Below are 23,516 nucleotides of genomic sequence, written 5' to 3'. Positions count from 1 at the left end.
AGTTGTAGTGATCGTTTTTTGCCTGTTTTCCAGAAAATAGCCCAAAAACGGCTTATCCTATGGCAATGGTGTAACTGGCTTCAAAGACTTGCTGCGTACCCAGGGACAGCATTCCTTCTTTTTCACTGAGCTCTACGGGCGGGCCCGCGGTGCCGGCAATGCCGTGCCAGGGCTCAATGCACAGAAAAGGAGCTCCGGCGGATTTGGTCCAGATGCCCAGATACGGGAAACCCTCATACTGCATCTGCACAAAGTAGGGGTGCTGGTCGCATTTCAAGGTGAGTTTTTCTGACCGAACGTTCTTGAACACCAGCGCATCTTTCTCATACTGCTGGTAGCGCAAAGGCAAGACGGCCATGTTGTCCAGCACCGGTTCTGTCTGGCCGTTCTGCAGGCCGGTGCCGTCTTGCAGCAGGTAGCGGGCCAGGGTTTCGGGCTGGGAGAATTCCAGGTAATAGTCTTCAAACGCTGTGTTGGGCGTCATGGGGCAGTGGAAGGCTGGGTGCGCGCCAATGGAAAACAGCATCTCCCCTTCGCCCAAATGCTGCACGCGGTAGCCCACCTGCAAGGTCTGGTTTTCTAGCGTGTAGCTTATCTGTAGCGAGAATTCAAACGGATACACGGACCGCGTGGCGTCATTGGCCTTGAGCTCATAGACCAGATGGGCTGCCTCCTGAGAAATCAGCGCAAATTCCAGGTCTCGGGCAAAGCCGTGCTGCGGCAAGGAGTAGGTCTGGCCCTGGTGCAGGTATTGGTCTTTGGGCAGGCGGCCCACAATAGGGAAAAGCACGGGCGCGTGGCGGTTCCAGAACTCAGGATGCGCCTGCCAGATGTACTCTCTCTGGTCAGATTTCTTGATAAAAGAACACAGTTCGGCGCCGTGGCTTTTCACGCCTATGCGCACCAGGTCGTTTTCTAAATAGGCAATGGCCATAGCAGGAGTCTTGGGTTCTGAGGTTTGGAAACGTGTCTAAAAGCTTACTTGGCAAGCAGCTGTTCTACGGCTTGTACGGCAGACTGGAACCGGCTGTCATGTTTGCCAGATATCTCCACGAAGGGCGCGCCCATTTCTTGCAACTCACGCTTGTACCACTGGTAGAAATAATCACGCAAATGCGGATGCTCGCGCTGCGGGTCTGGCTCCCAAGGCAAATCAACATCCAGAAGCAAATACAGGTCTATCTCCTGTTTTTTAAGCTCCTGCAGAATGAAATCCGAGGCCTGGCCGTAGGCGTGTTCTGCCCAGATTTTCATGACCAGGGCCTCGGTGTCCAGAAACAGAAGGTGGGGTTGAGCGTCCTCGGCTTTCTGCCAAAGGGCCAGCTGGCCTTTCAGTATCTCGTCCAGGTCTGAGGCGGCGTACGGCCGGTCCAGTTTTTCTATATACGCCCGGGCATATTCGGGTACCCAGGGCGCCTGGAAATGCGCGGCCAAATGAGCGGCAAGCGTAGACTTGCCGGTGCTTTCGGGTCCGGTAATGGCTATTTTTTTCACAGCGGGTTGGCCTTGATTCTGCCTTCGTTTTTGGTCTGATTTCTAGAAAACAGGCCAAAAACGGAAACCGCCGCCAAGGTAGGGAAAAACCGGCTACCTTGACCTATCACGGGGTTACGGCCGCCGGCCTGAAGTCTAGGTTATAGCCTACCTGAACCTGCAGGGTGTGGTTACTCAAGAAGTTGATGCCGTTACTCTGTTGCACCAACTGGTGCAGGTAGCCAATCTCCAGAGAGGCGGCTTTACTAAACTTATACCCCAGCCCGGCATAGGCGCGGTTCTGGTCAAAGATGTTAGCCTGCACGCTCTCCCCGAAGTTGATGAACACTTCATTAGACGCGGCCACATACGGTTCCTTCTCCTCCAACGTACTGCCCATCAACGGCAAGGTGACTTTGACCTGGTAGCGAGCCCGGTTCAGGTAGGTGGCGTTCTCCTGCGCGGGCCGCTTAATGAACCGTTGCTCCAGCCTGAACCGGTGCTGCAGCAGCAAAGGACCGTAGTCTGCCTTCAATAATAGCTGTTCTGTGATGCGGTGCTCAGAGAAATGGTTTAACGCCGGAGCATCACTGTAAGGGTGGGTGTGGGTGAACGTGTAGGCGGTGGTCAGCTGCACGTTGTTGGAAAGCTTGTAATGCATGCCTCCCTGCGCTATAAACTGTAAGGGGTCCACAAAGCGGGCTCTCCTGGCATGGAGTTCGGTGTTAAGCCCCCACTTGTCTGTAAAGAAATGGTCTCCTTTATAGGCATACCAACCCTGCACGTGGGTGGTGTATTTTCTTTCTACCTGCGCCAGCGCTAGATTGGAGGAAAAGCCCATTAAAAGCACTGCAACTATAATCTGGTTTCTCATATAGTATGAAAGGCAACAGAAGACCCTGCACAAGCCCTTCCGCCAAGTGAAGCACAAAAATATAAGAACCCGTCAATCATGTGGGTTAAAACAGAAACGTAACTACCCCAGCCCCTAATAGAGAACGTCGTCTGCCGCAGATTGCAACAGACGACGTTTATTTGAAACCTCTCAAATGTTAAGATGTAAGTAAACCCAAATAGCTAGTTCTTGTAGTACAGCGGATCCTGCTTGCGCTTCTTGTATTCGTCTAGGTTGAGGTTGAGCGCGAAGCCCGGTTGGCCAAACACGTAGGTAGGCGACATGACAATGGAAGGCTTTCTGCCCCAGCGGTTACGGTGCGAGAGGTAGGCCAGGTGAGAGGACAGCATGCCAATGCCCGCGCCCACAAACACATCACTCTGCCAGTGCTTATTGTTGAGCATCCTGAACGCTCCTACAGACGTGGCAATGGTGTACGCGCCCACTCCGTACCAGGGGCTTCTGTGCTTTAGCTCAGAGTGTACAATGGAGGCTGCCAGAAAGGCCTGGGCCGTGTGGCCAGAAGGCATGGATTCAAAGTTCTCCCCGTTGGGCCGCTCCAGGTCAGAGACTTGCTTGATGCCAAAGACGGTGATGCCAAAAATGGCTTCGGCTTTGACAATTACCAGGGCCGTGTTGATGAAATCATGGTTGGACTTGACGTTTAAGAGGTTCACCAGCGCCAGTTCTACATACGGGGCAATGAGCAGGGCGTCATCAATGGAGGTCTTGAAATTGGGAAAGTTGCGCTGCAGGTCGCGCTGGGCGTCATAGCTGCTGTAAATTCCGTTTCCTTTGATGGTACTGAGGCCATAGCCAATCAAGATGGCGGGCACAATGGTGGCCTTGAAGGCTTTGGACTTGAAGAACGGGGCCTTGGTGGTGGCTTGGTGAACGGTGGAGTCCTGGTACTTTTTGAGGGTGTCCTGGGCAACCACCGGGGCCTCGTATTTTTTCAAGGAGTCTGCTTCCTGGGCAAACACCTGCGGCGTCAGAACGCCCAAGGTGAGGGTAAGGGAAAGCCAGACGCGTACTAGTTGTTTCATTGGGTAGGGGCTGTGTTAAGGAATTGTTATTCCTTAGTTTAAATCGTAAGCGCCCTAAAATGGTTACCTTTTTCTGCAGGTATGTTGTAAATACTTGTATAACAGCACCCTTTACCCTGCTTCTGGCCTTGCCTGATGCAGCTGTAGGTCCTTTTTCCAGTCGCGGTAGCCTATCCAGGCCAGGGGAATGAACAGGGCGTACAAGACGGCCGTGAGGTAGAGTTCTTTGTGCAGGTAAATGGGTACGTACACGATGTCTACCGCCAGCCAAATGAGCCAGTTTTCCAGCTTCTTGCGGCTCATGAGCCACTGCGCGCCCAGACTCACGGCGGTGGTGCCCGCATCCCAGTACGGAATGTCTGCCGGCGTGGTGAGGTCCAGGTATCTACCTAGCCCAAAGGTAAAGAGCGGCGTCAGCACCAGTAACACAATCCATTGCCAACGAAGCGTGTGGGTGACGGGTCGTTCTGTGCGTTCGCCGCTTTTATAGAGCCACAGGTACCATCCGTAAAAGTTAAGCACCGCGAACATGACCTGCAGGCCCATGTCGGCGAACAGGAGCGCGTCTTTGAACACCACCACGTAGAAACCGGCACTGATGAGCGCCAGCGGAAACGTCCAGACGTTCTGTCGCGCCGCCAGCCACACGCACAACAACCCCGACACAAACCCCACCAGCTCGGTGAGCTTGGCCAAATCCCAATAGTCTGCGGTGAAGAATTCCATAAGCGCGCGCGTCGTTTTTGGGCTATTTCCTGGAAAACAGGCCAAAAACGCCTTTCTCTGGATGTTGCCGCCCGCAAAAATAGAAGCTTCTGGCTGGGTTTGACGGTTTTCTCCTCTCCTGCCAGCTAATTATTTTGCCGTACCTTTGCCCCATGATCCCAGAAATCACGCCCACCCAACTCAAACAACGCCTGGACCAGCCAGAACCCCTGCAACTCCTAGACGTGCGCGAACCCCAGGAATGGGACATCTGCCACCTGGGCGGCACCTTGATTCCCTTGACCGACCTGGCCAAAAAAGCAAGCACACTAGACTCGTCCCTCCCTACGGTAGTCATCTGCCACCACGGTTTTAGAAGTGCCCAAGCGGTCCTGTTTCTGCAACAGCGTTTCGGGTTTGCCAACGTCCTCAACTTAAAAGGCGGCCTCCACGCCTGGGCCAAAGAAGCAGACCCCTCGTTTCCTACGTATTGATTTTTGATTGCTGATTGTTGATTGTTGATTGTCAATTGTTGATTGATTTACCTGCTGAAGTAAACATCCCCCTTCGCCCCCTCAAGGGGGGAATCCGCCAGTGGTAATGGCTTCTACTAAACGCACCGATTCCAGTCTTTCCGTCGAGTCGCCTAAGCAGGTTGCCGCCTCAGGTTAGAACAACGGTCACCACAAGGCAGAAACGCTTTGACAACCATAGCAGTCTCCACGCAGAAGAGGCAAGCTGGTACAGCGCGAGGCGGGAAGACGGGGCCCCGCGGCCGCGAGCGCTTAGCGGTAGCAATGAAGCGAAGGGCATATGGGCACCGGAAGAAGGAACCTTCTCAGGAAAAGCCCACTGCATGCACCAATCAAAAAGAGAAGGTCATGAAATTGTATTCACGCCAGTGAGAGTATTGGACCACTCTGCTCCTACCAATTACCGAACAGCAATTAACCATCAGCAACCGTTTTTGGGCTATTTCCCAGAAAACGAGCCAAAATCAAAACGGCTCTAAAAATTCTTTTATAAGAAAAAGAAGCCCTTACTCAACTTTTCTCTTAATTTTACGTGGCAAATACCATAAACGCTATTTGCTATGCAGTTCCACGCTCCCAATCTGTTGTTTGAGGCACTCACCTACGACGACGTCCTTCTCCTTCCGGCCTATTCTGAAGTCCTTCCTAAGGACACCAGCACCTCCACCCAACTGACGCGCAACATACGGCTGAACATTCCATTGGTCTCAGCGGCCATGGACACCGTAACCGAGGCAGACATGGCCATTGCCATGGCACAGGAAGGTGGCATAGGCATTATTCACAAGAACATGAGCATTCAGCAGCAGGCTGAGCTGGTGCGCAAGGTGAAGCGGTCTGAGAGCGGCATGATCATGGACCCGGTGACCTTGCATGAAGACGCTACCTTAGGCGAGGCCCTCGGGTTGATGAAGGAGCACAAGATTGGCGGTATTCCGGTCATTAACTCAGAGCAGACGCTGGTAGGCATCATCACCAACCGCGACCTGCGCTTTGAGAAGAACTACGCCATGAAGGTGTCTGAGATCATGACCAAAGATCGTCTCATCACGGCGCCCAAAGGCATAGAGCTAGACAAAGCTGAAGACATTCTGCAGGAGTTCAAGATTGAGAAGCTACCGGTCATTGATGAGCAGGGTCACCTGGTAGGTCTAATCACTTATAAAGACATTCTGAAGAGAAAGCACCGCCCCAACGCCTGCAAAGACCAGTACGGTCGCCTGCGCGTGGGTGCTGCGGTGGGCGTTACCGCAGACGTATTGGACCGCGTGGCCGCTTTGGTCACTGCCGGCGTAGACGTCATTAGCGTAGACACCGCGCACGGCCACTCAAGAGGCGTTATGGACGCGGTAAGAAGAATTAAAACGGCGTACCCTAATGTAGACCTGATTGCCGGTAACGTGGCCACCGCCGAAGGTGCCCGGGCACTGGCAGACTCTGGCGCTGATGCCGTGAAAGTGGGCGTAGGCCCTGGTTCTATTTGTACCACCCGTATCATTGCCGGTATTGGCGTACCTCAGCTGTCTGCCGTCATTGAGGCGGTACGAGGCCTGGAGGGAACCGGTGTTCCCGTGATTGCAGATGGTGGCGTTAAATTCTCAGGAGACATTGTCAAAGCCATTGCCGGCGGCGCCAGCTCTATTATGATTGGTTCCTTGTTGGCTGGCACCGAAGAAGCGCCCGGCGAGATGCAGATTTTTGAAGGCCGTAAGTTCAAGTCGTACCGCGGCATGGGATCTATTGAGGCCATGGGCGAAGGCTCCAAGGACCGCTACTTCCAAGACGCCGAGGATGATGTAAAAAAACTGGTACCAGAAGGCATTGTGGGCCGCGTGCCGTACAAAGGATTAGCCGCCGAGGTGTTGTACCAATTGGTGGGTGGCCTCAAGGCCGGCATGGGGTACTGCGGAGCTCCTGACATAGAGGAACTTAAAAAGGCCAAGATGGTCAAAATCACTGGGGCCGGTCTGCGGGAGAGCCATCCGCATGATGTGCAGATTACCCAGGAGGCTCCAAATTATAGCAGATAATATCGTTAAAATTTTAGTTCTTTTGTAAGAATTCACGTATTCACCCTCGTTCTTTACTAACCAATACCAATAGCAGGCGCCCGTCCAATGCCCCAAACTAAACGAATCAAGCAATTGACTTTTCTAACAGGAAGCGTGAGCTGGGTTCTGCTATTGGTGAATATTCTGTTTTTGGCGCGGCAGGTGCATGAAGGCGAATCCAATGCAGCCTTCCCGTACCTGAACAACCTGTTCTCCGTCATCTTTCTGGTATCTGTGTTTTTGTTCCAGCGCCAGCGCATGAAGGTGCAGAAGAACCCGCAGTTCACCTCGCCGCTCTGGAAGCTGTTTGTGAAAGGCGGCCTCAGTGCCTACCTGTGCATGTTGCTGCAAGTGGGCTATCCCAGCCTGAACACCTACTGGATCAACAGTCCCTACCTGCTGGACATCTTTTATCAGATCATCTTCGGGTTTCTGGCGTACTTTCTGGCCAAGGCGTTTTACACGTGGCGGCAGTTTGTGCTCTACCACAAGACCAAGGACCTGGAAAGCCAGTGGAAATGGTTTGAGATTCTGATAGGCCTTTCTTTGCTGGTGCCTCTGCTCAACGTAGAGTACATGAACCACATCTTCCTGATTCTGGACCTGGGTTTATTGCTGGCGTATGGCTTGTACATGAGCGTGCACCTGCGCTGGGTGGCCTACCTGAACCTGGAACGCAAATGGGGTAGCATCCTGCTGCTCATGGCCATTCTGGTCAGCGTAGTCTTGTTCGCCAATTTCCTGTTCCAATATGCAGACTCGCCAGAGTTGGTGGTAGATTATACAGACAACCCGTTCATTCTGCTCACCTTGTCGTTTGTGTTCTGCTATGCGCTGGCCTCTTTGCTGGTAGCCATGTTCAGCTTGCCCACGTCTCAGGTGTTTGAGCAGAAGAACGCAGACCTCCTCAACTTTCAGCGCCTGAGCCAGACTATTCAGCAGGGCCGCAGCGAGGACGAGGTGTACTCCATGTTGTTTGAGAGTGCCATCAAGGCCTCTGGGGCAGACGCCGCCTGGCTGGACTTAGCCGAAGATTCTAAACGGTCTTCACTCATGCGCAATGAGAGCGCGCCAGACCCCATGGTGCAGAGCATTAAAAAAGCATTCGCCACGCTTAAACAGGATGCATCGCAGCTGGGCGAGAACAAAATCTTCATGAACGGAGACCTGCTGCACCACCCGGCGTTCAAAGAACTACGGTTGCCGTTTCAGTCTATGCTGGTGATTCCATTAGCCTCGCCCAAGGTAGAATACGGTCATTTGTTTTTACTGCGTGAGGTTAGCCAAGGCTTTGACGCCGACACCGTGAGCGTGGTGCAGACCTTCACCAACCAGACCGTCCTGACCATTGAGAACCTGCGCCTGGTCACAGAATCGCTGCAGAACGAGCGCTACAAAGAAGAACTTAAGATTGCCAGTCTGGTGCAGGACCGCTTGATTCCTAAAACATTTCCTACGGATACCTGGTTTGAAATTAGTTCTTACTCGCAGGCGGCCAAAGAAGTGGGCGGTGACTTTTATGACTTCTTGCAGTTGAGTGAGTCCAGGATTGCCATCATCATAGGCGATGTGTCAGGCAAGGGGATTTCGGCGGCGTTCCACATGGCTCAGATGAAGGGAATCTTTCACGGGCTCATGCAACAGGATATGCTGCCAGATGAGTTCATGGTGCAGGCCAACAGCGCGTTGAGTCGCTGCCTGGAACGCACCTCGTTCATCACCTCAGCGCTGTACATCATTGACTACAAGATGCAAGGCGTGTCTTTTGCCAGGGCCGGTCACTGCCATACGCTCTACTACAATGCCATGACAGAAGATACGTTCTACTTCCAGACCGAAGGGTTGGGCCTGGGCATTGTGCGGGACAAGTCATACGCCAAGCGCATTCACCGCCTGCACTATGACTACAACCCCGGCGACGTGATGGTGATTTACACAGACGGGATAGTAGAGGCCCGTAGCCCAGAACAGGATGAATACGGCGAGGAGCGCCTCAAATACATGCTCTCCCAAACCTACCATCTTGAGGCAGAAGACATTAAAAGCGCCATCATCAATGACGTGTCAGAGTTTTCAAATGACATCCTCTATGATGACCAGACGCTGCTCGTGATCAAGTTCAAACCCCCTCAACCAAAGATTTAGAAGTTTCGTAAAGAAGCGCGATGAAAATTAAACACACAATCTCCGACAATACCATCACCATCAGTTTAGACGGTGAATTGGACGCCAGCTCATCTGTGATGCTAGATGAAGAGCTTTCGGCCCCTAGTATCATGATGTTCAGCAAGATACTGGTAGACTGCAAGAACCTTAACTACATCTCCTCTGCGGGCTTGGGCGTGTTCATATCGCATTTACAGCGGTTTGAAGATGCACAGATCAAGCTTATCTTCTTCAACATGCAAGAGAAAGTACGCAACGTATTTGAAATTTTAGGCCTTGACCTGTTAATGACCATTGTTTCTTCTTATGAAGAAGCCGTGACCATCGCCAATGACTAATTTCATTCGGGTCAGTTGTGACAGGAAAAACCTGAAAACCATCCGGGCGTTTGTCACGGAAACCCTGGCCCCTGTCCCTTTGTCTGCCATCACCTTGAACCAGATCATTCTGGCCGTGGATGAAATCTGCGCCAACATGATCATTCATGCCAACCAGGAAGATGGCAGTAAATTCATGTGTCTGGAGATCTCTTATGATGACCGCGAGGTGGTCTTTGAGCTCTCAGACAACGGCATTGCCTTTGAGCAGGCCCACTACCGAGAGCCAGACATCATTGACAACATCAAAATGGGCAAGAAAGGCGGCGTGGGCGTGGCGCTGGTCAACAGAATCATGGACAAGGTAGAGTACACCCAGCAGGGCTCTACCAACATCTGCCGGCTGTACAAGCTTATTTCATAGGCAGGCTTTATTTTTTACCTCCCGTATACAATAAAAACCGTTTTTGGCCTGTTTTCAGCAAAAGACCCTGAAAACAGGCCCCGGTTTCCGTTTGAGCCCCATGAGCACTATGTTTTTCAGAGGGGGCCGGTTCTGTCCAAAAAAATGAGTAAAATTGCATAATGTTCGGCTGCCTGACGGCCGCGCACTTGTGATTTGCTGAGAATCTATGCGAGCTTCTTCTTTCTACCTGGGCCTGAGCGCCTTTCTTCTGTACAGTTGTTCTTCCCCTAAAAAGGCCAATGAGCCGGCTGTGCTCACCATTGGCCCAGAGGCAGTTCCTGTTTCTGAATTTGCCTATGTGTATGAGAAAAACAACGGCAACTCAGACAGCGCCTATTCCCAGGCCAGCGTGCAGGAGTACCTGGACCTGTACACCAACTTCAAACTGAAAGTAGCTGAAGCCAGAAGCCGCGGCCTGGACACCACCCAAGCCTTCAAGACGGAGCTAGGCGGCTACAAAGAACAACTGGCCCAACCCTACCTCACTGAGAAAAGCGTCACGGACCAGTTGGTGCGCGAAGCCTACGAGCGCTCTAAAAAAGAAATCAACGCCTCTCACATTCTGGTGGCAGTAGACAGCGAGGCAGACCCCAAAGACACACTGGCCGCTTTCCAACGAATTTCTGACCTACGCCAGCAGGTGCTGAACGGCGCTTCTTTTGAGAACCTGGCCAGAACAAAGTCAGATGATCCGTCTGCCCGGGAGAACGGCGGACAGCTTGGCTACTTTACGGCCCTGCAGATGGTGTACCCGTTTGAGAATGCCGCCTACAACACCGCTAAAGGCCAGGTCTCTGAGCCCGTGAGAACCCGCTTTGGCTACCACATCATCAAAGTAAATGACATCCGCCCGGCCCAAGGCGAAATAAAAGTGGCCCACATCATGGTACGCGCCACGCAGGGCATGCCCAAGGCAGACTCTCTGGTAGCCAAAAAGAAGATAGACGAGATTTACCGACGCGTGCAGCGCAAAGAAGACTGGAACAAACTAGCCTCTCAGTTCTCTGAAGACGCCGCCTCTGCCGAGGAAGGCGGAGAACTGCCTTGGTTTGGCACCGGCCGCATGATTCCTTCTTTTGAGGAAGCCGCCTTTGCCCTGCCTCAGCCGGGCGCCATCACCCCTCCGGTTCAGACGCCCTACGGCTGGCACATCATCCAATTACTGGAGCGCAAGCAATTGCCCACTTATGAGGAGATGGAACAGTCTCTGCGTAACCGTATTGCCAAAGACTCCCGCTCAGAATTGAACAAAGCGGCCTTCCTGCGCCGCATAAGAACAGAAAACCAGTTTCAGGAAGTTGCCGCCAACAAAGAGCTGGCCCTGCGTCTGGCAGACTCTACCCTATTGGCGGGCAACTGGCAGTACAAAGAGCCTGCTGAGCCTAAAAACGTCGGTTCTGCCACCCTGTTTACCATCAAAGGCCAGCCGTACACAGTAAGCCAGTTTGGCAAGTACGTAGAGGAAAACCAGAAACCAAAGCAGAACGCTTCTCTGGCCCATTCTATGAACCTGTTGTATGACAAGTTTGTGGAGACCAGCCTGCTGAACTATGAGCGCGACCACTTAGAGGAAAAACACCAGGACTTTAAGATGCTGGTAAATGAGTACCATGACGGCATTCTGTTGTTTCAGCTGATGGAAGAGAAGGTATGGACCAAGGCCATGGAAGACACGGTAGGCTTGCGCAACTTCTTTGAGCAGAACCGCAGCAAATACATGTGGAGTCCTCGTGCCCAAGCCACCATCTTAAGCGCAGCCACTCCTGAGATTTTAGCACAAGCCCAGAAACAACTAGCAGAAGGTAGATTCCTGTCCTTGCGCCATAAGCAGCCAGACCTGGCCTTTGCGTTCAACAATGACAATCTTTCTGCCGCATCTTTGGCCCAACTGGATCAATTGGCCAACCTGTTGCAGGCAGACACCGCCTTAACCATTGAACTGACTGGCTCCTTAGATGCCAGAGAGACCACCAACAGAAGCAACGCTTCCTTGGCCGCCAGAAGAGCCAATGCCGTGAAGAACTACCTGGTAAAGAAAGGCGTGAATGAAGAAGCCATCCAGTTAGTGCCCAATGCTGACCGTCCTTCCAATGCGCGCAACGCCCGCCGCGTGGCCATACGTGTCTACTCTACAGATTTGCAGACCTTAGCCGACCAGTACAACCAGAGCAACCCGCTGGCCCTGCAAGTAATGTCCCGCAAGTTCCAGAAAGGCGAGAACAAGGCCTTGGATCAGGTAAACTGGCAGCCTGGCACCTACACCACTACCGTTGACGGCAGATCTGTGCTGGTGAAGATTGACCAAATAGAACCCGCCGGCCCTAAAGCCTTGAATGAAACCCGCGGGGCGGTCATCTCAGACTACCAGAACTATCTGGAGAAAGAATGGGTGAAGGAACTACGCCAGAAATACCCGGTAAGCGTGAACCAGGCAGAGGTAGAGAAGCTCATTAAGAAGTAAGTTTCTTAAAGTGGAGCCGTTTGTCTAGCTTTGTTTGTTAAGATTAATCATATTTTGCCCTGAAAGTCAGCTCCTCTCAGAAGGTTCGGCTTTAAATACCTGACATGAAAACCCGTATTAACTTTTCTATTCTTTTAAAAAGCATGTTTGCGCTGGCGTTAGCCTGCACCCTGGGCAACCAGGCACAGGCGCAACAGACCATCTTGCTGGACAATATCATTGCCCGCGTGGGCGGCCACATTGTGTTGCGGTCAGAACTGGAGTTGCAGCAGGCCCAGGCGGTCAGCCAAGGATATCAGGCCACGCAGGAACTGCGCTGCAGCATCCTGCAGTCCATGATCCAGAACAAGGTACTCTTGACCCGTGCCGAAGTAGACTCCGTGATAGTGGAACAAGCCCAGGTAGACGGGGAGCTAGAGCAGCGCCTAAGCTACATGGTGGCCCAGGTGGGCGGACCAGAGAAACTGGAGGCCTACTTTAACAAGCCCATGAGCCAGATCAGGGAAGACCTGCGCAAAAGCATGCGGGAGAACCTGACCATCCAGAAAATGGAAAAGGAGATAGCCGGCAAAATCAAGGTGACGCCCAAAGAAGTGAAGCAGTTCTTCCTCCAGATTCCGCAAGACAGCCTCCCGTATTACTCTACCGAAGTAGAAGTGGGCCAGATTGTGAAGATTGCCCAGATTGGCGGCGCCCAAAAGGCTCAGGCCAGAAAGCAGCTGGAAGAAATCAGAAAGCGCATTGTGAACGGTGAGGACTTTGCCGCGCTGGCCAAGCAATACTCGCAAGACCCGGCCTCTGCCGCAGAGGGGGGCAACCTTGGCTTTTTCAAGCGCCGCGAGTTGGTACCAGAATATGAGGCTGCTGCCCTTAAATTAAAGCCAGGCGAGATGTCTCCGGTGATTGAGTCTATGTTCGGGTTTCACCTGATCCAGCTGATTGAAGTGCGCGGCGAAGAATACAACTCTCGTCACATCTTAATCAAGCCCGCCACCGCGCAGGTAGACATGCAAGCCACCGCCCAGGCTTTGGATAGCATTAAAGCTTTGATCCAAAAAGACAGCACCACGTTTGCCAAGGCCGCCAAAGACTTCTCAGATGACATGACCAGCAAAGGCAACGGCGGCATGCTTACTCTGGGTAACAGCCCTACCACGTACCTGCCCGTAGACAAACTGGACCCGGCCATTTTCTTTGTCATTGACACCATGCAGGTAGGCAGCATCAGTGCTCCCCTGCCGTACCGCACAGAAGACGGCAAAGAGGCCCTCCGCATCTTGTACCTGAAATCCAAGACACCTCCGCATCAGGCGAATTTGAAAGACGATTATCAGAAGATAGCCGCCGCCGCCCTGAGCAACAAACGCAACAAAGCCATCAATGAGTGGTTTGAGAAAAACAAGAGCACTGTGTTTGTAGACGTGGCCCCAGACTTTCAGGCTTGTAAATTAGACGAGTAAACCCGCTCCTTATATGCCATTTGCCTCTGACAAAGAAGCCGCTGACGCGCTACACAACGCCTACAGGCGCCTTACCTCTGAAATCTCCCAAACCATCATTGGACAGGAGGAGGTAGTGAAACTAGTGCTCACCGCAGTCTTTTGTCAGGGGCATTGTCTTTTGGTGGGCGTACCGGGCTTGGCCAAGACCCTGCTCATCCATACCATCGCTTCGTCTCTGGACATGTCCTTTAACCGGGTACAGTTCACGCCAGACTTGATGCCCTCAGACATTCTGGGCTCTGAGACCCTGGACCAGAACCGCAACTTTCAGTTTGTGAAAGGCCCCGTGTTTGCCAACATAGTGCTGGCAGATGAGATTAACCGCACCCCTCCCAAAACCCAGGCCGCGCTCTTAGAGGCCATGCAGGAATACTCCGTAACGGTGGCCGGCCATCATTACAAACTCCCGCGCCCGTTCTTTGTGCTGGCAACCCAAAACCCCATTGAACAGGAAGGAACCTATCCTTTACCCGAGGCCCAGCTGGACCGTTTCATGTTTCACGTGGCGTTGAGCTATCCTAGCTACGCCTCAGAGTTGCAGATCGTCAAGAACACTACCGGGGATCGTAATTATCAACCGCAGGTTATTCTCACCTCTGAGGAGATTGTAGAGTTCCAGCAGTTGGTGCGCCGCGTGCCCGTGACAGACAATGTGGTAGAATACGCCGTGAAACTGGTGCACCAAACCCGGCCAGACTCAGACATGGCCGCTGAGCAGGCCAAACAATACCTGGAGTGGGGCGCAGGTCCCAGAGCTTCGCAGCACCTGATCATGGGCGCTAAGTGCAACGCCCTGCTCAACGGTAAATACTCGCCAGACATTGAAGACGTGAAAGCCGTGGCGGTGCCCATTTTAAGACACCGGCTGGTGCGCAACTTTAAGGCAGAGGCCCAGGGCATTACCGTAGAGCAGATAGTCAAAGAACTTTTGTAATTCGTTTTTGGCCTATTTTCTGAAAAACAGCCTAAAAACGAGCACTTCCCCCATCACCAGGTTTCGGCCTGCTGCTTCCCCGTAACTTTTTTTCTTAAAACCAGTTTGCAGAGACACTGCTTGTACTTCTGCTATTGGTGGCCAGAGACCCTACAAGCATCCTAACCTGCAGCATTATGCACCGCAAGACCATTGCTATTATTGGAGGAGGGTTCAGTGGCACCATGGTAGCCGTCCATCTGCTCAGGCAAAACCGGCAGCCGGTAGAAGTACTCCTATTCAACAGTGGCTATCCAACGGGCAAAGGAGTGGCCTATGCGCCCAGCTCAGACGCCTTCCTGCTCAATGTGCCGGCGGGGCGCATGAGCGCTTTCCCAGACCAACCCACGCATTTTGTAGACTGGCTGGCCACACAACCAGCATACCAGCTCCTAACTTCAGAAGAAATAGCCGCCACCTTTGTACCCCGCGCATTGTACGGTGCCTACTTAGAAGCTCTTCTGCAACAGACCCAGGAACAGCACCAACAGACGTTTCGGGTAATCAATGAAAGGGCTAATCATCTTACCACTACCAAAAACCTTCTGCAGGAAACCTATCACCTACAGGTAGAAAGCGGCCGGCCTTTTTCTGTGGACCAGGTGGTCTTGGCCCTCGGCAATTTCAAGCCGGCCCCACTGCGGTGCCTTTCTCCTACAGATATAGAGGCCTTGACTCCACCATTGTACGTGGCAGACCCATGGCAGCCAGACACGCTCAAAGGATTGCCGTCTATAGCCAGCGTGGTTTTACTAGGAACCGGCCTTACCACCATAGACACGCTCCAAGCCTTGCAGCAACAAGGGTTTCAGGGCGAGGTGGTGGCCGTGTCTACCCATGGGTACTTGCCTAGGCCGTACCTTTCCGGGAGGGCAGACACAGGCTTCGGGGACCGGTTGGCGCAAGCTCCTACCCTTCTGGACATGGTGCGTCTGTTTAACCAAACCCTCAAGGCCAACCAAGGCCAGGGCTGGGAGGAGATGGTCAATGGCATACGGCCGCATACGCATGCACTTTGGCAACGGCTGACCTTAGCTGAGCAGCGGACCTTCCTCTCCAGGCTGAGTTCGCTCTGGGGAGTGGTTCGGCACCGGCTCCCTCCTGAGGTGTACGCCAGCCTGCAGGAAATGCAACAGAAAGGACAACTGCAGGTACTGGCGGGCAGGGTGCAGTCGCTCACCGTAGAGAAGGGGCGCCTGGCGGTAGCAGTACAACCCAGGTCTGGCCAGCCAAGGATTACCCTTCTGGCAGACCGCGTCATCAACTGTACCGGGCCGCAGCTTACGTATCCTGCCCTGCAAGATCCCCTGGTCCAGTCCATTCTTCAGCAGGGCCTGGCGCTGGCGCATCCGCTGCAAATGGGATTGCAGACAGACGGCATGGGGAGCCTGCTCCAGAATGATGGCACGCCAAGCCAGGGGTTGTTCACGCTGGGCTCCAGCAGAAGGGGATCACTTTGGGAAAGCAACGCCGTAGCCGAGCTACGGGAGCAGGCCCACCAACTGGCGCACCACATGTCTCAGCCGTTTTCTGGCTATTTTCTGGAAAACAGGCCAAAAACGGAGCCAACGGCTTCTGTCTAAACACTATGAAATAGCCAAAGTGATCTGTACTTTTACGGCAGCAATACATTTACAAGATTTACATGGAAGCAAGTGCCCTTTTTGAACGCTTTGAGAACAACGTAGACACCATTGCCCGTCACCTGAAAAACGGCGTGGACATCCGGACGACTCCTTACCATATTTCCATGCCTCTGGAGGTGCGCATGCTCTATGACATTCTGCGCCACGTAGGCGTTGAGTTGAACAGTACCAAGGAAGGCTTTGAGGCGTTCACAGAATTTGAGACCCAGTACCGTCAGGACGCCAAGCGCCTCTCTGATGCCATCTACAAGATTCTGCAAGACAAGCATGCTTACATGAAGACCCCACAAGGCACCGTTCTTCTGAAAGAGCACCTAATCAGACGCCTGGAGTACTTCAATGAGATTGCACATTCCATGGAGGTGATTGCCCGCTGGCAGCAGTTGGGAAGCCCCGTACAGTACAACTACCCTTTCCTGAACAAATAAGAAACAGAGAAGGCAGGCTCCTTAAAGCCTGCCTTCTCTGTTTTACTACGGTCGGTTGTACCCCAGAATGTGCACCTTCAATTTCTGACCGGGCACCCGTTGGGCCCTGAAGGTGATCCAGGCTTCTTCCAGACTTTGCGTGGGCGCCTGCGGAAACAAGGCCTCTGTCTTCTCTACTTCTTCCCCGTTTTCCTCCAGGGTGACTTCTATGGTAATGTTCTCAGCAGTCTGGGCGCCTTTGTTGACCAGCTCTAGTTTGTAGATGTTTCTTTGGAGGCTGTCTGTAGAGGCGGCAATGGAAACCCGCAGGTCTGGGGGCGTGTCCTTATAGGATACAGATTTCACCGCCAGGTACCCAATCAATCCCAGCAATAACAGAATACTGGCCGCGAAGACGCTCCACTCAAGCAGGTTCTTTTTCATTTTTTTCGTTTTTAGAAACGTCCTGGTCTATTTCCTGGTCAAACAAAAGCCTGCCCGCCGAAGCCCCCAAAGAAGCCACTAAGCTTAAAATCACGGTCATTTGCACGCAGGTGAGCAACCCAGCCCCCTCAAACCGGCCATAAAACCACAAAGCCCCCGCCGATACGCAGAAGGCGGTCCCATAAGTAATGCTCACGTTCCAGACTACCTCCATGAGATTAGGTCTCTGGTTGGCGGGCGTTTCATACGCGCCCCTGAAGCCTATGTAGAAAAGGATTGTCCCGTTTAAGACCAAAGACACCAGCAAGATGCCCAGAATCAAGGCAGGCTTGATGGTAGTGGCCAGCACAAACACCTCGTCTGTGGGCGCAATGTTAGAAGCCAACAGCATGCCTGCGCAGACAGAAAGCACCACCAATTCCAGGGTAGAGGAGCCCTTTTTCACCTTCTGGCCGGGATCCTCCTGCATGCCCACTCCCACTTCTTCGCCGGTGCCGGACGTTCCCAGCTGTGCCGTGCCAATGGAAACACCAATGGCCACCGTGAGGGCTTCGGTAATGACCATGTAAACAATCCGCTCCAGAGACATGGTGTCAAAGTCAATAAGGCCCAGCAGCAGCAGAAACAAAAAAGCGAGCACCAACCCAATCCCTAGTTCCTCCACAGAGTCAATGGCCACTTCTTTCCAGGAGGCGCTCTCCCGCAGGCCGGCGTAGGCGTTGTAGCCCAACAGCAAGGCATAGGTGAGGGCTACGTTCAAGAGCAGCAGCAAGGGAGAGGTGCGGTAACTGCTCCACCACACTTCCATGGTGAAGAGCACAGGCAAGCTGAAAATGAGCCCGCCTATCACCCCGCGTCCGTACTCCTGTAATGAATCTGCTATGGGCTTCTGCTGCATACTGAAAATGAAACACTTACAAAAAAAAACACACCGGGGTAATCTTGTGCTGGTATGTTTTTCCCCTTAAAAGGACTCCTTTGGGGTAACTGAGACGGCTTTACGTGTAAATCACATAAGGCTAAACAGGGTTTACCACAATTCTGTCTTTAACGCGTGGTTCGGGCAAAAGATATTGGCAGGCAATATCACGCAAGGGTCAGCATTCTTTTCTGCAGTCCGTCAGATTTTTGAGCACTTCTGCCCAAAGCTGGCTGGGAGATAAGAGGTGGCACCGGTATTTGATTTTGTCTTGCTGGGATGGCACTTCTGTGGCTGTACCTCGTACAAAAGGCTGGTTCTCTTTTTACCTTATGCGGCAGCACATTACCTCTTACGTTTCTTCCTTTCACCTCACCACGGCCCGGCTGTTGCTGCGCCCCTACCATCTGGAAGAGGCCCAAGTCTTCTGGAACCTGCTGGAAGCCAACAAGGCGAGGCTGTTATCAGACTTCCCGGACCGCACCTCTTCTGTGACCAACCTGGAGGAAGCCGTAAGCCGCATAAAAATGCTGGAATACCAGCGCCGCACCGGTGACCTTTATAGCTTTGGCATCTGGCGCCAGCAAGACCGCCAGTACATTGGGGACATTACCCTGAGACGGCTGGCGCGCGGCAAAAAAGTAGCGGAAGTGGGGTATTACATTGATATAGACGCCGAGGGACAAGGCTACATCTCTGAGGCCATGCACGCACTGCTGGAATATGCCTTTGAAGTCCTGCACCTGGAAGCCGTGAACCTGCGCTGCGCCAAGGAAAACCAGCGCAGCCAAAAAGTGGCCGAGCGCAACGGGTTTACCAAAACCGGTGAGTTTGTGCCTTACCTGTCCACTCTCTCTGATGCCCCGGCGCGGCCTCTCTTCACCTACAAGATCACCCGCAAAGAATTTCCAGGTCACTCCAGGTAAAGGTCGTTTTTGGGGTATTTTCCAGAAAACAGGCCAAAAACGGCTAGCGCTTCTTCAGCCTGGCCAGAAAAAAGTCTGTGTTAAAGTTCAGGTACAGGCTGTTGGAGAATTCCAGCTTGGGGTCATTGAGGTCGTAGAGCGGCTCCAGGCGAAGCGTTAATGTCAGGCCCTGTGCCAGGCGCACGTCATGCATCAGGCGCAGAATCAATAGATCGCGCTCTTCCTGGGTGAACGTAGGATTGAGAAAGTTAGAAGACTGCGACGGATACAATTGCCCGCCCATCTCTGAGACGTAGCCCCGGCCCCGCCAGTAGCTTAACATCACGTTCTGGTATTTGGTGTCTACGCCCGCGTTGAGGTAAATGCCCGTGCCTTGGGTGAACGCCTGTTGCTTGGTGTTGGAAAAGTCTTTGAAGGCCACCACGTACGGCTGAAAGTACAGCGCGTGCAGCACCTTCTTGTCATAGTTTTTGCGCAGAATCAAGCCAATGGTCCCATTGAAGAAAGTATCCAGCGGTTTGTCTGTGACGTCTATCTGGCCGCCGCGGTGCATGGCCGTGAATTGAACAGGTAGCCCTACGTAGAACTCAGAACCAGCAGTGGTTTCATCTGTGTCCAGGGAGGCAGGCGTACGGTACAAGGCAAACTCAGCCACCGTGCCACCGGCCACCACTTCCTGGAATGGGTCTCCTTCGCGCAGGTACCGTTGCCAGTCAATGAAGGCGTCCAGCTTAAGCCAGGGCTTGTTGAGCAAGAACTGCACCCCGTTTTCCAGGCGGTTGGTCATGAGGCGCTCAAAGTCATAGAGCGGTTCAATGTAGCCGTGGTTCACGTGTCCTTCCAGCGTCCCGAAGATGAGCGTCTTGTCGTCTTTCTCATACCGGATGCTAAAGGTGGGCTGGGCCAGGGAATACTTTTTGGTCCCGAAATCCTTCTGCAACTGCACGCCAGCGTCTATGCGCACGTGCGGGGTGGCCTGGTAGACCAGCCTGGGGTTGAGGTGGTAGCCAAACAGCGTGTAACCGTCTGCTATGTTGTTGAAATACTCGTTGTTCTTGCTGTAGCCCAGCGCGTTGATGCCCAGTTGCAGTTCCCCCACTTGATCTGGTTTGGCCGTCTGGCGGTTCTCAAGGGCCTGGTTATTTAACTGGGCTTGGGCCAGGGAGGCACAGAACACGCATCCTGCAGTCGTTAGAAGCCATTTCTTCAACATAGTCTATTTTAATATCAGGAATAGGGACCAAACAGAGCAGAAGAAGCCAGTTTTTCTGGTAGAAGCTTCTTCCCCAACTTACGGACAAGGTACTTATTTTATGCAAGAAACTGTACGCACCAGACGCTCGGCCAGCCATGCGTCTGGGCCAATGCCCGGCAAAAAAATAGATTGTTCGCTGCTTTTGGGAGAAGGATTCAGGTACTGCAGAGGAGCTGGTGAACGGGCACGCTCAGGTAACTAATTTAATGAGCAAACAGTAGACAACACTACTCTCCTGAGGCAGAATGCTTTACTACAATCATTAGCAAAAGGCTAAAAATAAAACTAAAAAATATAGTCTAAAATGGCACAAAAGCCTACCTTGTGGTGTTAGAATATTGCGCCTCAAAAGCAGGTCTGGCAAGTGCCCAAAACGCCGCGGCAAGCGTTTGCAGATTGGCTTAGGATTCGTAAATTCACATACTAATAAAGCAAAGAAAAACACAGACATGAGTGTAAACACCGAAAAATTGAAAGCGCTCCAACTTACCATCGACAAGCTGGACAAAACCTACGGAAAAGGGACTGTCATGAAGCTGAACGATACCAATGTAGTGGACATACCGGCTATTTCTACCGGCTCCCTGGGATTGGACATTGCGTTGGGCATTGGAGGTCTTCCACGCGGTAGAGTGGTTGAAATCTACGGACCAGAGTCTTCTGGTAAAACCACGCTCACCATGCACTGCATTGCCGAAGCTCAAAAGAAAGGCGGTATTGCCGCGTTCATTGACGCCGAGCACGCTTTTGACAAATCCTACGCTGAGAAGCTAGGCATTGATACTGAAAACCTTCTCATTGCCCAGCCAGACAATGGTGAGCAGGCCCTTGAGATTGCAGACCACTTGATCAGCTCTGGTGCCATTGACATCATTGTGATTGACTCTGTGGCCGCGCTGGTGCCTAAAGGCGAATTAGAAGGTGACATGGGCGAGAGCAAGATGGGTCTTCAGGCTCGTTTGATGTCTCAGGCGCTTCGTAAATTGACGGGTACCATCAACAAAACCGGCTGCTGCTGTATCTTCATCAACCAGTTGCGTGAGAAGATTGGTGTGATGTTCGGTAACCCAGAGACTACCACGGGTGGTAACGCCCTTAAGTTCTACGCCTCAGTACGTCTGGACATCCGCAGAATTGGTCAGATCAAAGAGGGTGCAGACAACATCACTGGTAACCGCACCAAGGTGAAGGTGGTGAAAAACAAAGTAGCGCCTCCGTTCAAAGTGGTGGAGTTTGACATCATGTACGGCCAGGGTATCTCTAAAGTAGGCGAGATTCTGGATCTGGGCGTGGAGTTGAACATCATCCAGAAGTCTGGTTCTTGGTTCTCTTATGACGGTAACAGACTAGGCCAGGGCCGTGACGCTGTTAAGCAACTGTTATTGGACAACGAAGAGTTGATGCAAGAGATTGAGGTCAAGATCAGAGCCATGGTCAACGGTGAGCCAGAGAAAGTGGCCGCCGCCCTGGAAGACACCTCAGCTGAATAATTATTCTAGAAAATACATGGAGAAGGCACCTTTTAGGGTGCCTTTTCTGTTTAAGTTGAGTTCCTGGCTAAAACTGTTATTTTTGTCTAACCCCTTGTACAATGAGAGTTGGTACGAGTTTTGAATATGCCAGATTAGAACAGATGTGATTGACTTATGCGTGCACCATACAAACTTCTCTTCCTAACTGGGTTCCTGGGAACCATTCTCAGCGGTTTTGCCGTCAAAGACTCCATGCGGGTCATAGACAATGACAGCTTCAAGTCAGGCGAGACCCTTCAATACAAAGTACACTACGGGGTCATCAACGCCGGCGAGGCGGTCATCAACGTGGCCCCTACCCTGCACCGCGTGAACAACCGTACCTGCTACCAGGCCTCTGTGAACGGCAAGACCACCGGCTCCTTTGACTTCTTCCACCGCGTGCGCGACTCCTGGACTTCTTACATAGACACCGCCGCCATTGTGCCACAGCGCTTTGTGCGCAGCATTGAAGAAGGACGTTATAGAAAGAAGGAGTACAGTGATTTTGACCATTTCGCCAACAAAGTCTCTGTCACAGACAGCCGCGACAACCGCAAAAACGCAAACTACAACGTGCCAGACAACGTGCAGGACATGGTGAGCGGCTTCTACTTCCTGCGCACCCTCAAACTGCACAACTACAAGCCCGGCGACACCTTTAAGGTACAGGGTTTCCTGGATGACGAGGTGTTCAACCTGATTGTGACCTACAAAGGCAAAGAGGTGGTAGAAACCAAGGCTGGTAAAATTCGCGCTCACCGTCTGGTGCCGCGCATGCCCGCCAACAAACTGTTCAGCGGCGAAGACGCCATCTCCGTCTACCTCTCAGATGACAACAACAAGATTCCCGTGCTCATTCAGGCCGAGATGTTTGTAGGAGCCGTGAAGGTAGATTTGTACAAGTACAGCGGCTTGCAAAGCAGATTAAGTGTAGTGAGGTAAAATACCCAGTGGCAGGAATTGATCTTGTGCGCTAAAGGATTATAGATTTAGAAAGGCCACCGGAGGTTTCCCTCCGGTGGCCTTTTCATTTTTAGCTTATTTATCAGTAAATAGGTCAAAAATAGAAAAGCCCAATCCTTAATAAACATTTAATGAAAAGAGCTTATTTAGCACTCTCCATCCTAATAAGCATCTGTCTCCTCAGATGTGTGCAGGGAAAGGAAACCAAGGCAAAAGGCACTCAAGGAAATGACAACGTTACCTTTGATTTATCTAGGTATCATAACCCTACACTTCTAAAAAGCAAGAAAGACTCTTCTCTAGCTTTCATTAACTTGCTTTCCAAGGAAGACCTAAAGGGCGCAGAAAGAATCTACCCTAAGATGTTTTCATTAGATGTTACTTCTGGGGTAGTAACAGTTGAAGGTGAGAAGCCCATGTTGGTCGGATTGGGCGAATATGTTCTAGACTACTCTAAAAACACATATGATTTGCTTGCCTTATCGGTGTTTCTTAAGAAGAAGCACAACACAAGGCTTGAACTCTACGACCAAATGCTCAGAGGGTCTATAAGGCTTGATTCTACCAATGTGGCTGCCCTCTACCTATTGTCTGAAGTACGGCATAAGTATGGTGTAAAAGAAGACGCCTACTACCTAATATCAAAAATGAAGGAACTGGACACGGAAAATCCAGAGATACACCGTTTATACAGAAGCCAGGAATCAAGTATTAAAAATTTAACTCAAACACTCCCTTCTTTAGATGACTTCGCAAGAACTGACATCATTTTCTTGCGCCATGATTGAGTGGCTTACCTTATAGGGAAAACTTATTATTGATGCCAATATAATTTACTCATATGATCAAAAGAA

The 23,516-nt window shown here is 52.1% G+C and carries 22 protein-coding genes; 14 read left to right on the top strand and 8 right to left on the bottom strand.

Annotated features, from left to right (window positions below; translation table 11 throughout):
- Positions 1 to 52: 52 nt before the first annotated feature.
- From GU926_RS15795 to pnuC, 5 genes are all read right to left on the bottom strand, one after another.
- Positions 53 to 934, bottom strand: a complete 882-nt coding sequence (locus GU926_RS15795; protein WP_160693562.1) for an aldose 1-epimerase family protein — start codon at positions 932 to 934, stop codon at positions 53 to 55.
- A 44-nt stretch (positions 935 to 978) separates the two neighbouring features.
- Positions 979 to 1,494, bottom strand: a complete 516-nt coding sequence (locus GU926_RS15790; protein ID WP_160693560.1) for an AAA family ATPase — start codon at positions 1,492 to 1,494, stop codon at positions 979 to 981.
- 106 nt (positions 1,495 to 1,600) lie between these two features.
- The gene (locus tag GU926_RS15785; RefSeq protein WP_160693558.1) at positions 1,601 to 2,347 is read right to left on the bottom strand and encodes a DUF2490 domain-containing protein; all 747 of its coding nucleotides are present in this window, start codon (positions 2,345 to 2,347) and stop codon (positions 1,601 to 1,603) included.
- 203 nt (positions 2,348 to 2,550) lie between these two features.
- Positions 2,551 to 3,414, bottom strand: a complete 864-nt coding sequence (locus GU926_RS15780; protein ID WP_160693556.1) for a phosphatase PAP2 family protein — start codon at positions 3,412 to 3,414, stop codon at positions 2,551 to 2,553.
- 111 nt (positions 3,415 to 3,525) lie between these two features.
- Positions 3,526 to 4,140 (bottom strand): nicotinamide riboside transporter PnuC, encoded by a 615-nt coding sequence (pnuC, locus tag GU926_RS15775; RefSeq protein WP_160693554.1) that lies wholly within the window; start codon positions 4,138 to 4,140, stop codon positions 3,526 to 3,528.
- 152 nt (positions 4,141 to 4,292) lie between these two features.
- On the opposite strand from pnuC, the gene GU926_RS15770 reads away from it, so the two are divergent.
- From GU926_RS15770 to GU926_RS15725, 10 genes are all read left to right on the top strand, one after another.
- A complete protein-coding gene (locus GU926_RS15770) occupies positions 4,293 to 4,613 on the top strand; it encodes a rhodanese-like domain-containing protein (RefSeq protein ID WP_160693552.1) in 321 nt (106 codons plus the stop codon).
- 599 nt (positions 4,614 to 5,212) lie between these two features.
- The gene (gene guaB / locus GU926_RS15765; protein ID WP_160693550.1) at positions 5,213 to 6,682 is read left to right on the top strand and encodes an IMP dehydrogenase; all 1,470 of its coding nucleotides are present in this window, start codon (positions 5,213 to 5,215) and stop codon (positions 6,680 to 6,682) included.
- Positions 6,683 to 6,769: 87 nt separating this feature from the next.
- Positions 6,770 to 8,848, top strand: coding sequence for a GAF domain-containing SpoIIE family protein phosphatase (locus GU926_RS15760; protein ID WP_160693548.1), 2,079 nt, complete (start codon positions 6,770 to 6,772; stop codon positions 8,846 to 8,848).
- A gap of 20 nt (positions 8,849 to 8,868) precedes the next feature.
- On the top strand, positions 8,869 to 9,207 hold the full coding sequence (locus GU926_RS15755; protein WP_066508768.1) for an STAS domain-containing protein: 339 nt from the start codon (positions 8,869 to 8,871) through the stop codon (positions 9,205 to 9,207).
- Positions 9,200 to 9,610: an ATP-binding protein gene (locus GU926_RS15750; protein WP_160693546.1), complete on the top strand. Its 411-nt coding sequence runs from the start codon at positions 9,200 to 9,202 to the stop codon at positions 9,608 to 9,610. The genes GU926_RS15755 and GU926_RS15750 overlap by 8 nt, the downstream gene beginning before the upstream one ends.
- Before the next feature lie 208 nt (positions 9,611 to 9,818).
- Positions 9,819 to 12,113 carry a peptidylprolyl isomerase gene (locus tag GU926_RS15745; RefSeq protein ID WP_160693544.1) on the top strand — a complete coding sequence of 765 codons (2,295 nt, stop codon included), beginning with the start codon at positions 9,819 to 9,821 and terminating at the stop codon, positions 12,111 to 12,113.
- Positions 12,114 to 12,217: 104 nt separating this feature from the next.
- A complete protein-coding gene (locus GU926_RS15740; RefSeq protein ID WP_232058360.1) occupies positions 12,218 to 13,573 on the top strand; it encodes a peptidylprolyl isomerase in 1,356 nt (451 codons plus the stop codon).
- Positions 13,574 to 13,586: 13 nt separating this feature from the next.
- Positions 13,587 to 14,549 (top strand): AAA family ATPase, encoded by a 963-nt coding sequence (locus tag GU926_RS15735; RefSeq protein ID WP_160693542.1) that lies wholly within the window; start codon positions 13,587 to 13,589, stop codon positions 14,547 to 14,549.
- Between the two features lie 176 nt (positions 14,550 to 14,725).
- Positions 14,726 to 16,171 carry an FAD/NAD(P)-binding protein gene (locus GU926_RS15730; RefSeq protein WP_160693540.1) on the top strand — a complete coding sequence of 482 codons (1,446 nt, stop codon included), beginning with the start codon at positions 14,726 to 14,728 and terminating at the stop codon, positions 16,169 to 16,171.
- A 62-nt stretch (positions 16,172 to 16,233) separates the two neighbouring features.
- A complete protein-coding gene (locus GU926_RS15725; RefSeq protein WP_160693538.1) occupies positions 16,234 to 16,662 on the top strand; it encodes a hypothetical protein in 429 nt (142 codons plus the stop codon).
- Positions 16,663 to 16,707: 45 nt separating this feature from the next.
- On the opposite strand, the gene GU926_RS15720 is transcribed toward GU926_RS15725, so the two are convergent.
- Complete coding sequence (locus GU926_RS15720) at positions 16,708 to 17,085, bottom strand: hypothetical protein (protein ID WP_160693536.1); 378 nt, start codon at positions 17,083 to 17,085, stop codon at positions 16,708 to 16,710.
- The gene (locus tag GU926_RS15715) at positions 17,066 to 17,983 is read right to left on the bottom strand and encodes a DUF2391 family protein (RefSeq protein ID WP_160693534.1); all 918 of its coding nucleotides are present in this window, start codon (positions 17,981 to 17,983) and stop codon (positions 17,066 to 17,068) included. The genes GU926_RS15720 and GU926_RS15715 overlap by 20 nt, the downstream gene beginning before the upstream one ends.
- A 353-nt stretch (positions 17,984 to 18,336) precedes the next feature.
- On the opposite strand from GU926_RS15715, the gene GU926_RS15710 reads away from it, so the two are divergent.
- Positions 18,337 to 18,930 carry a GNAT family N-acetyltransferase gene (locus tag GU926_RS15710; RefSeq protein ID WP_160693532.1) on the top strand — a complete coding sequence of 198 codons (594 nt, stop codon included), beginning with the start codon at positions 18,337 to 18,339 and terminating at the stop codon, positions 18,928 to 18,930.
- A gap of 43 nt (positions 18,931 to 18,973) precedes the next feature.
- Here the strand turns inward: GU926_RS15710 and GU926_RS15705 are convergent, their stop codons facing one another.
- Complete coding sequence (locus GU926_RS15705) at positions 18,974 to 20,143, bottom strand: hypothetical protein (RefSeq protein ID WP_232058359.1); 1,170 nt, start codon at positions 20,141 to 20,143, stop codon at positions 18,974 to 18,976.
- 491 nt (positions 20,144 to 20,634) lie between these two features.
- Between GU926_RS15705 and recA the strand changes: the two genes are divergently transcribed.
- From recA to GU926_RS15690, 3 genes are all read left to right on the top strand, one after another.
- Positions 20,635 to 21,675, top strand: coding sequence for a recombinase RecA (recA, locus tag GU926_RS15700; RefSeq protein WP_160693530.1), 1,041 nt, complete (start codon positions 20,635 to 20,637; stop codon positions 21,673 to 21,675).
- Between the two features lie 156 nt (positions 21,676 to 21,831).
- Positions 21,832 to 22,641 carry a DUF3108 domain-containing protein gene (locus GU926_RS15695; RefSeq protein ID WP_160693528.1) on the top strand — a complete coding sequence of 270 codons (810 nt, stop codon included), beginning with the start codon at positions 21,832 to 21,834 and terminating at the stop codon, positions 22,639 to 22,641.
- 152 nt (positions 22,642 to 22,793) lie between these two features.
- Positions 22,794 to 23,450, top strand: a complete 657-nt coding sequence (locus GU926_RS15690; protein WP_160693526.1) for a hypothetical protein — start codon at positions 22,794 to 22,796, stop codon at positions 23,448 to 23,450.
- Positions 23,451 to 23,516: the final 66 nt, after the last annotated feature.

Source organism: Nibribacter ruber (genome assembly GCF_009913235.1).
In the GTDB taxonomy this organism is placed as follows: domain Bacteria; phylum Bacteroidota; class Bacteroidia; order Cytophagales; family Hymenobacteraceae; genus Nibribacter; species Nibribacter ruber.
The sequence above is the reverse complement of the archived record's forward strand: the minus strand, read 5'-3'. Positions and strand labels throughout refer to the sequence as shown.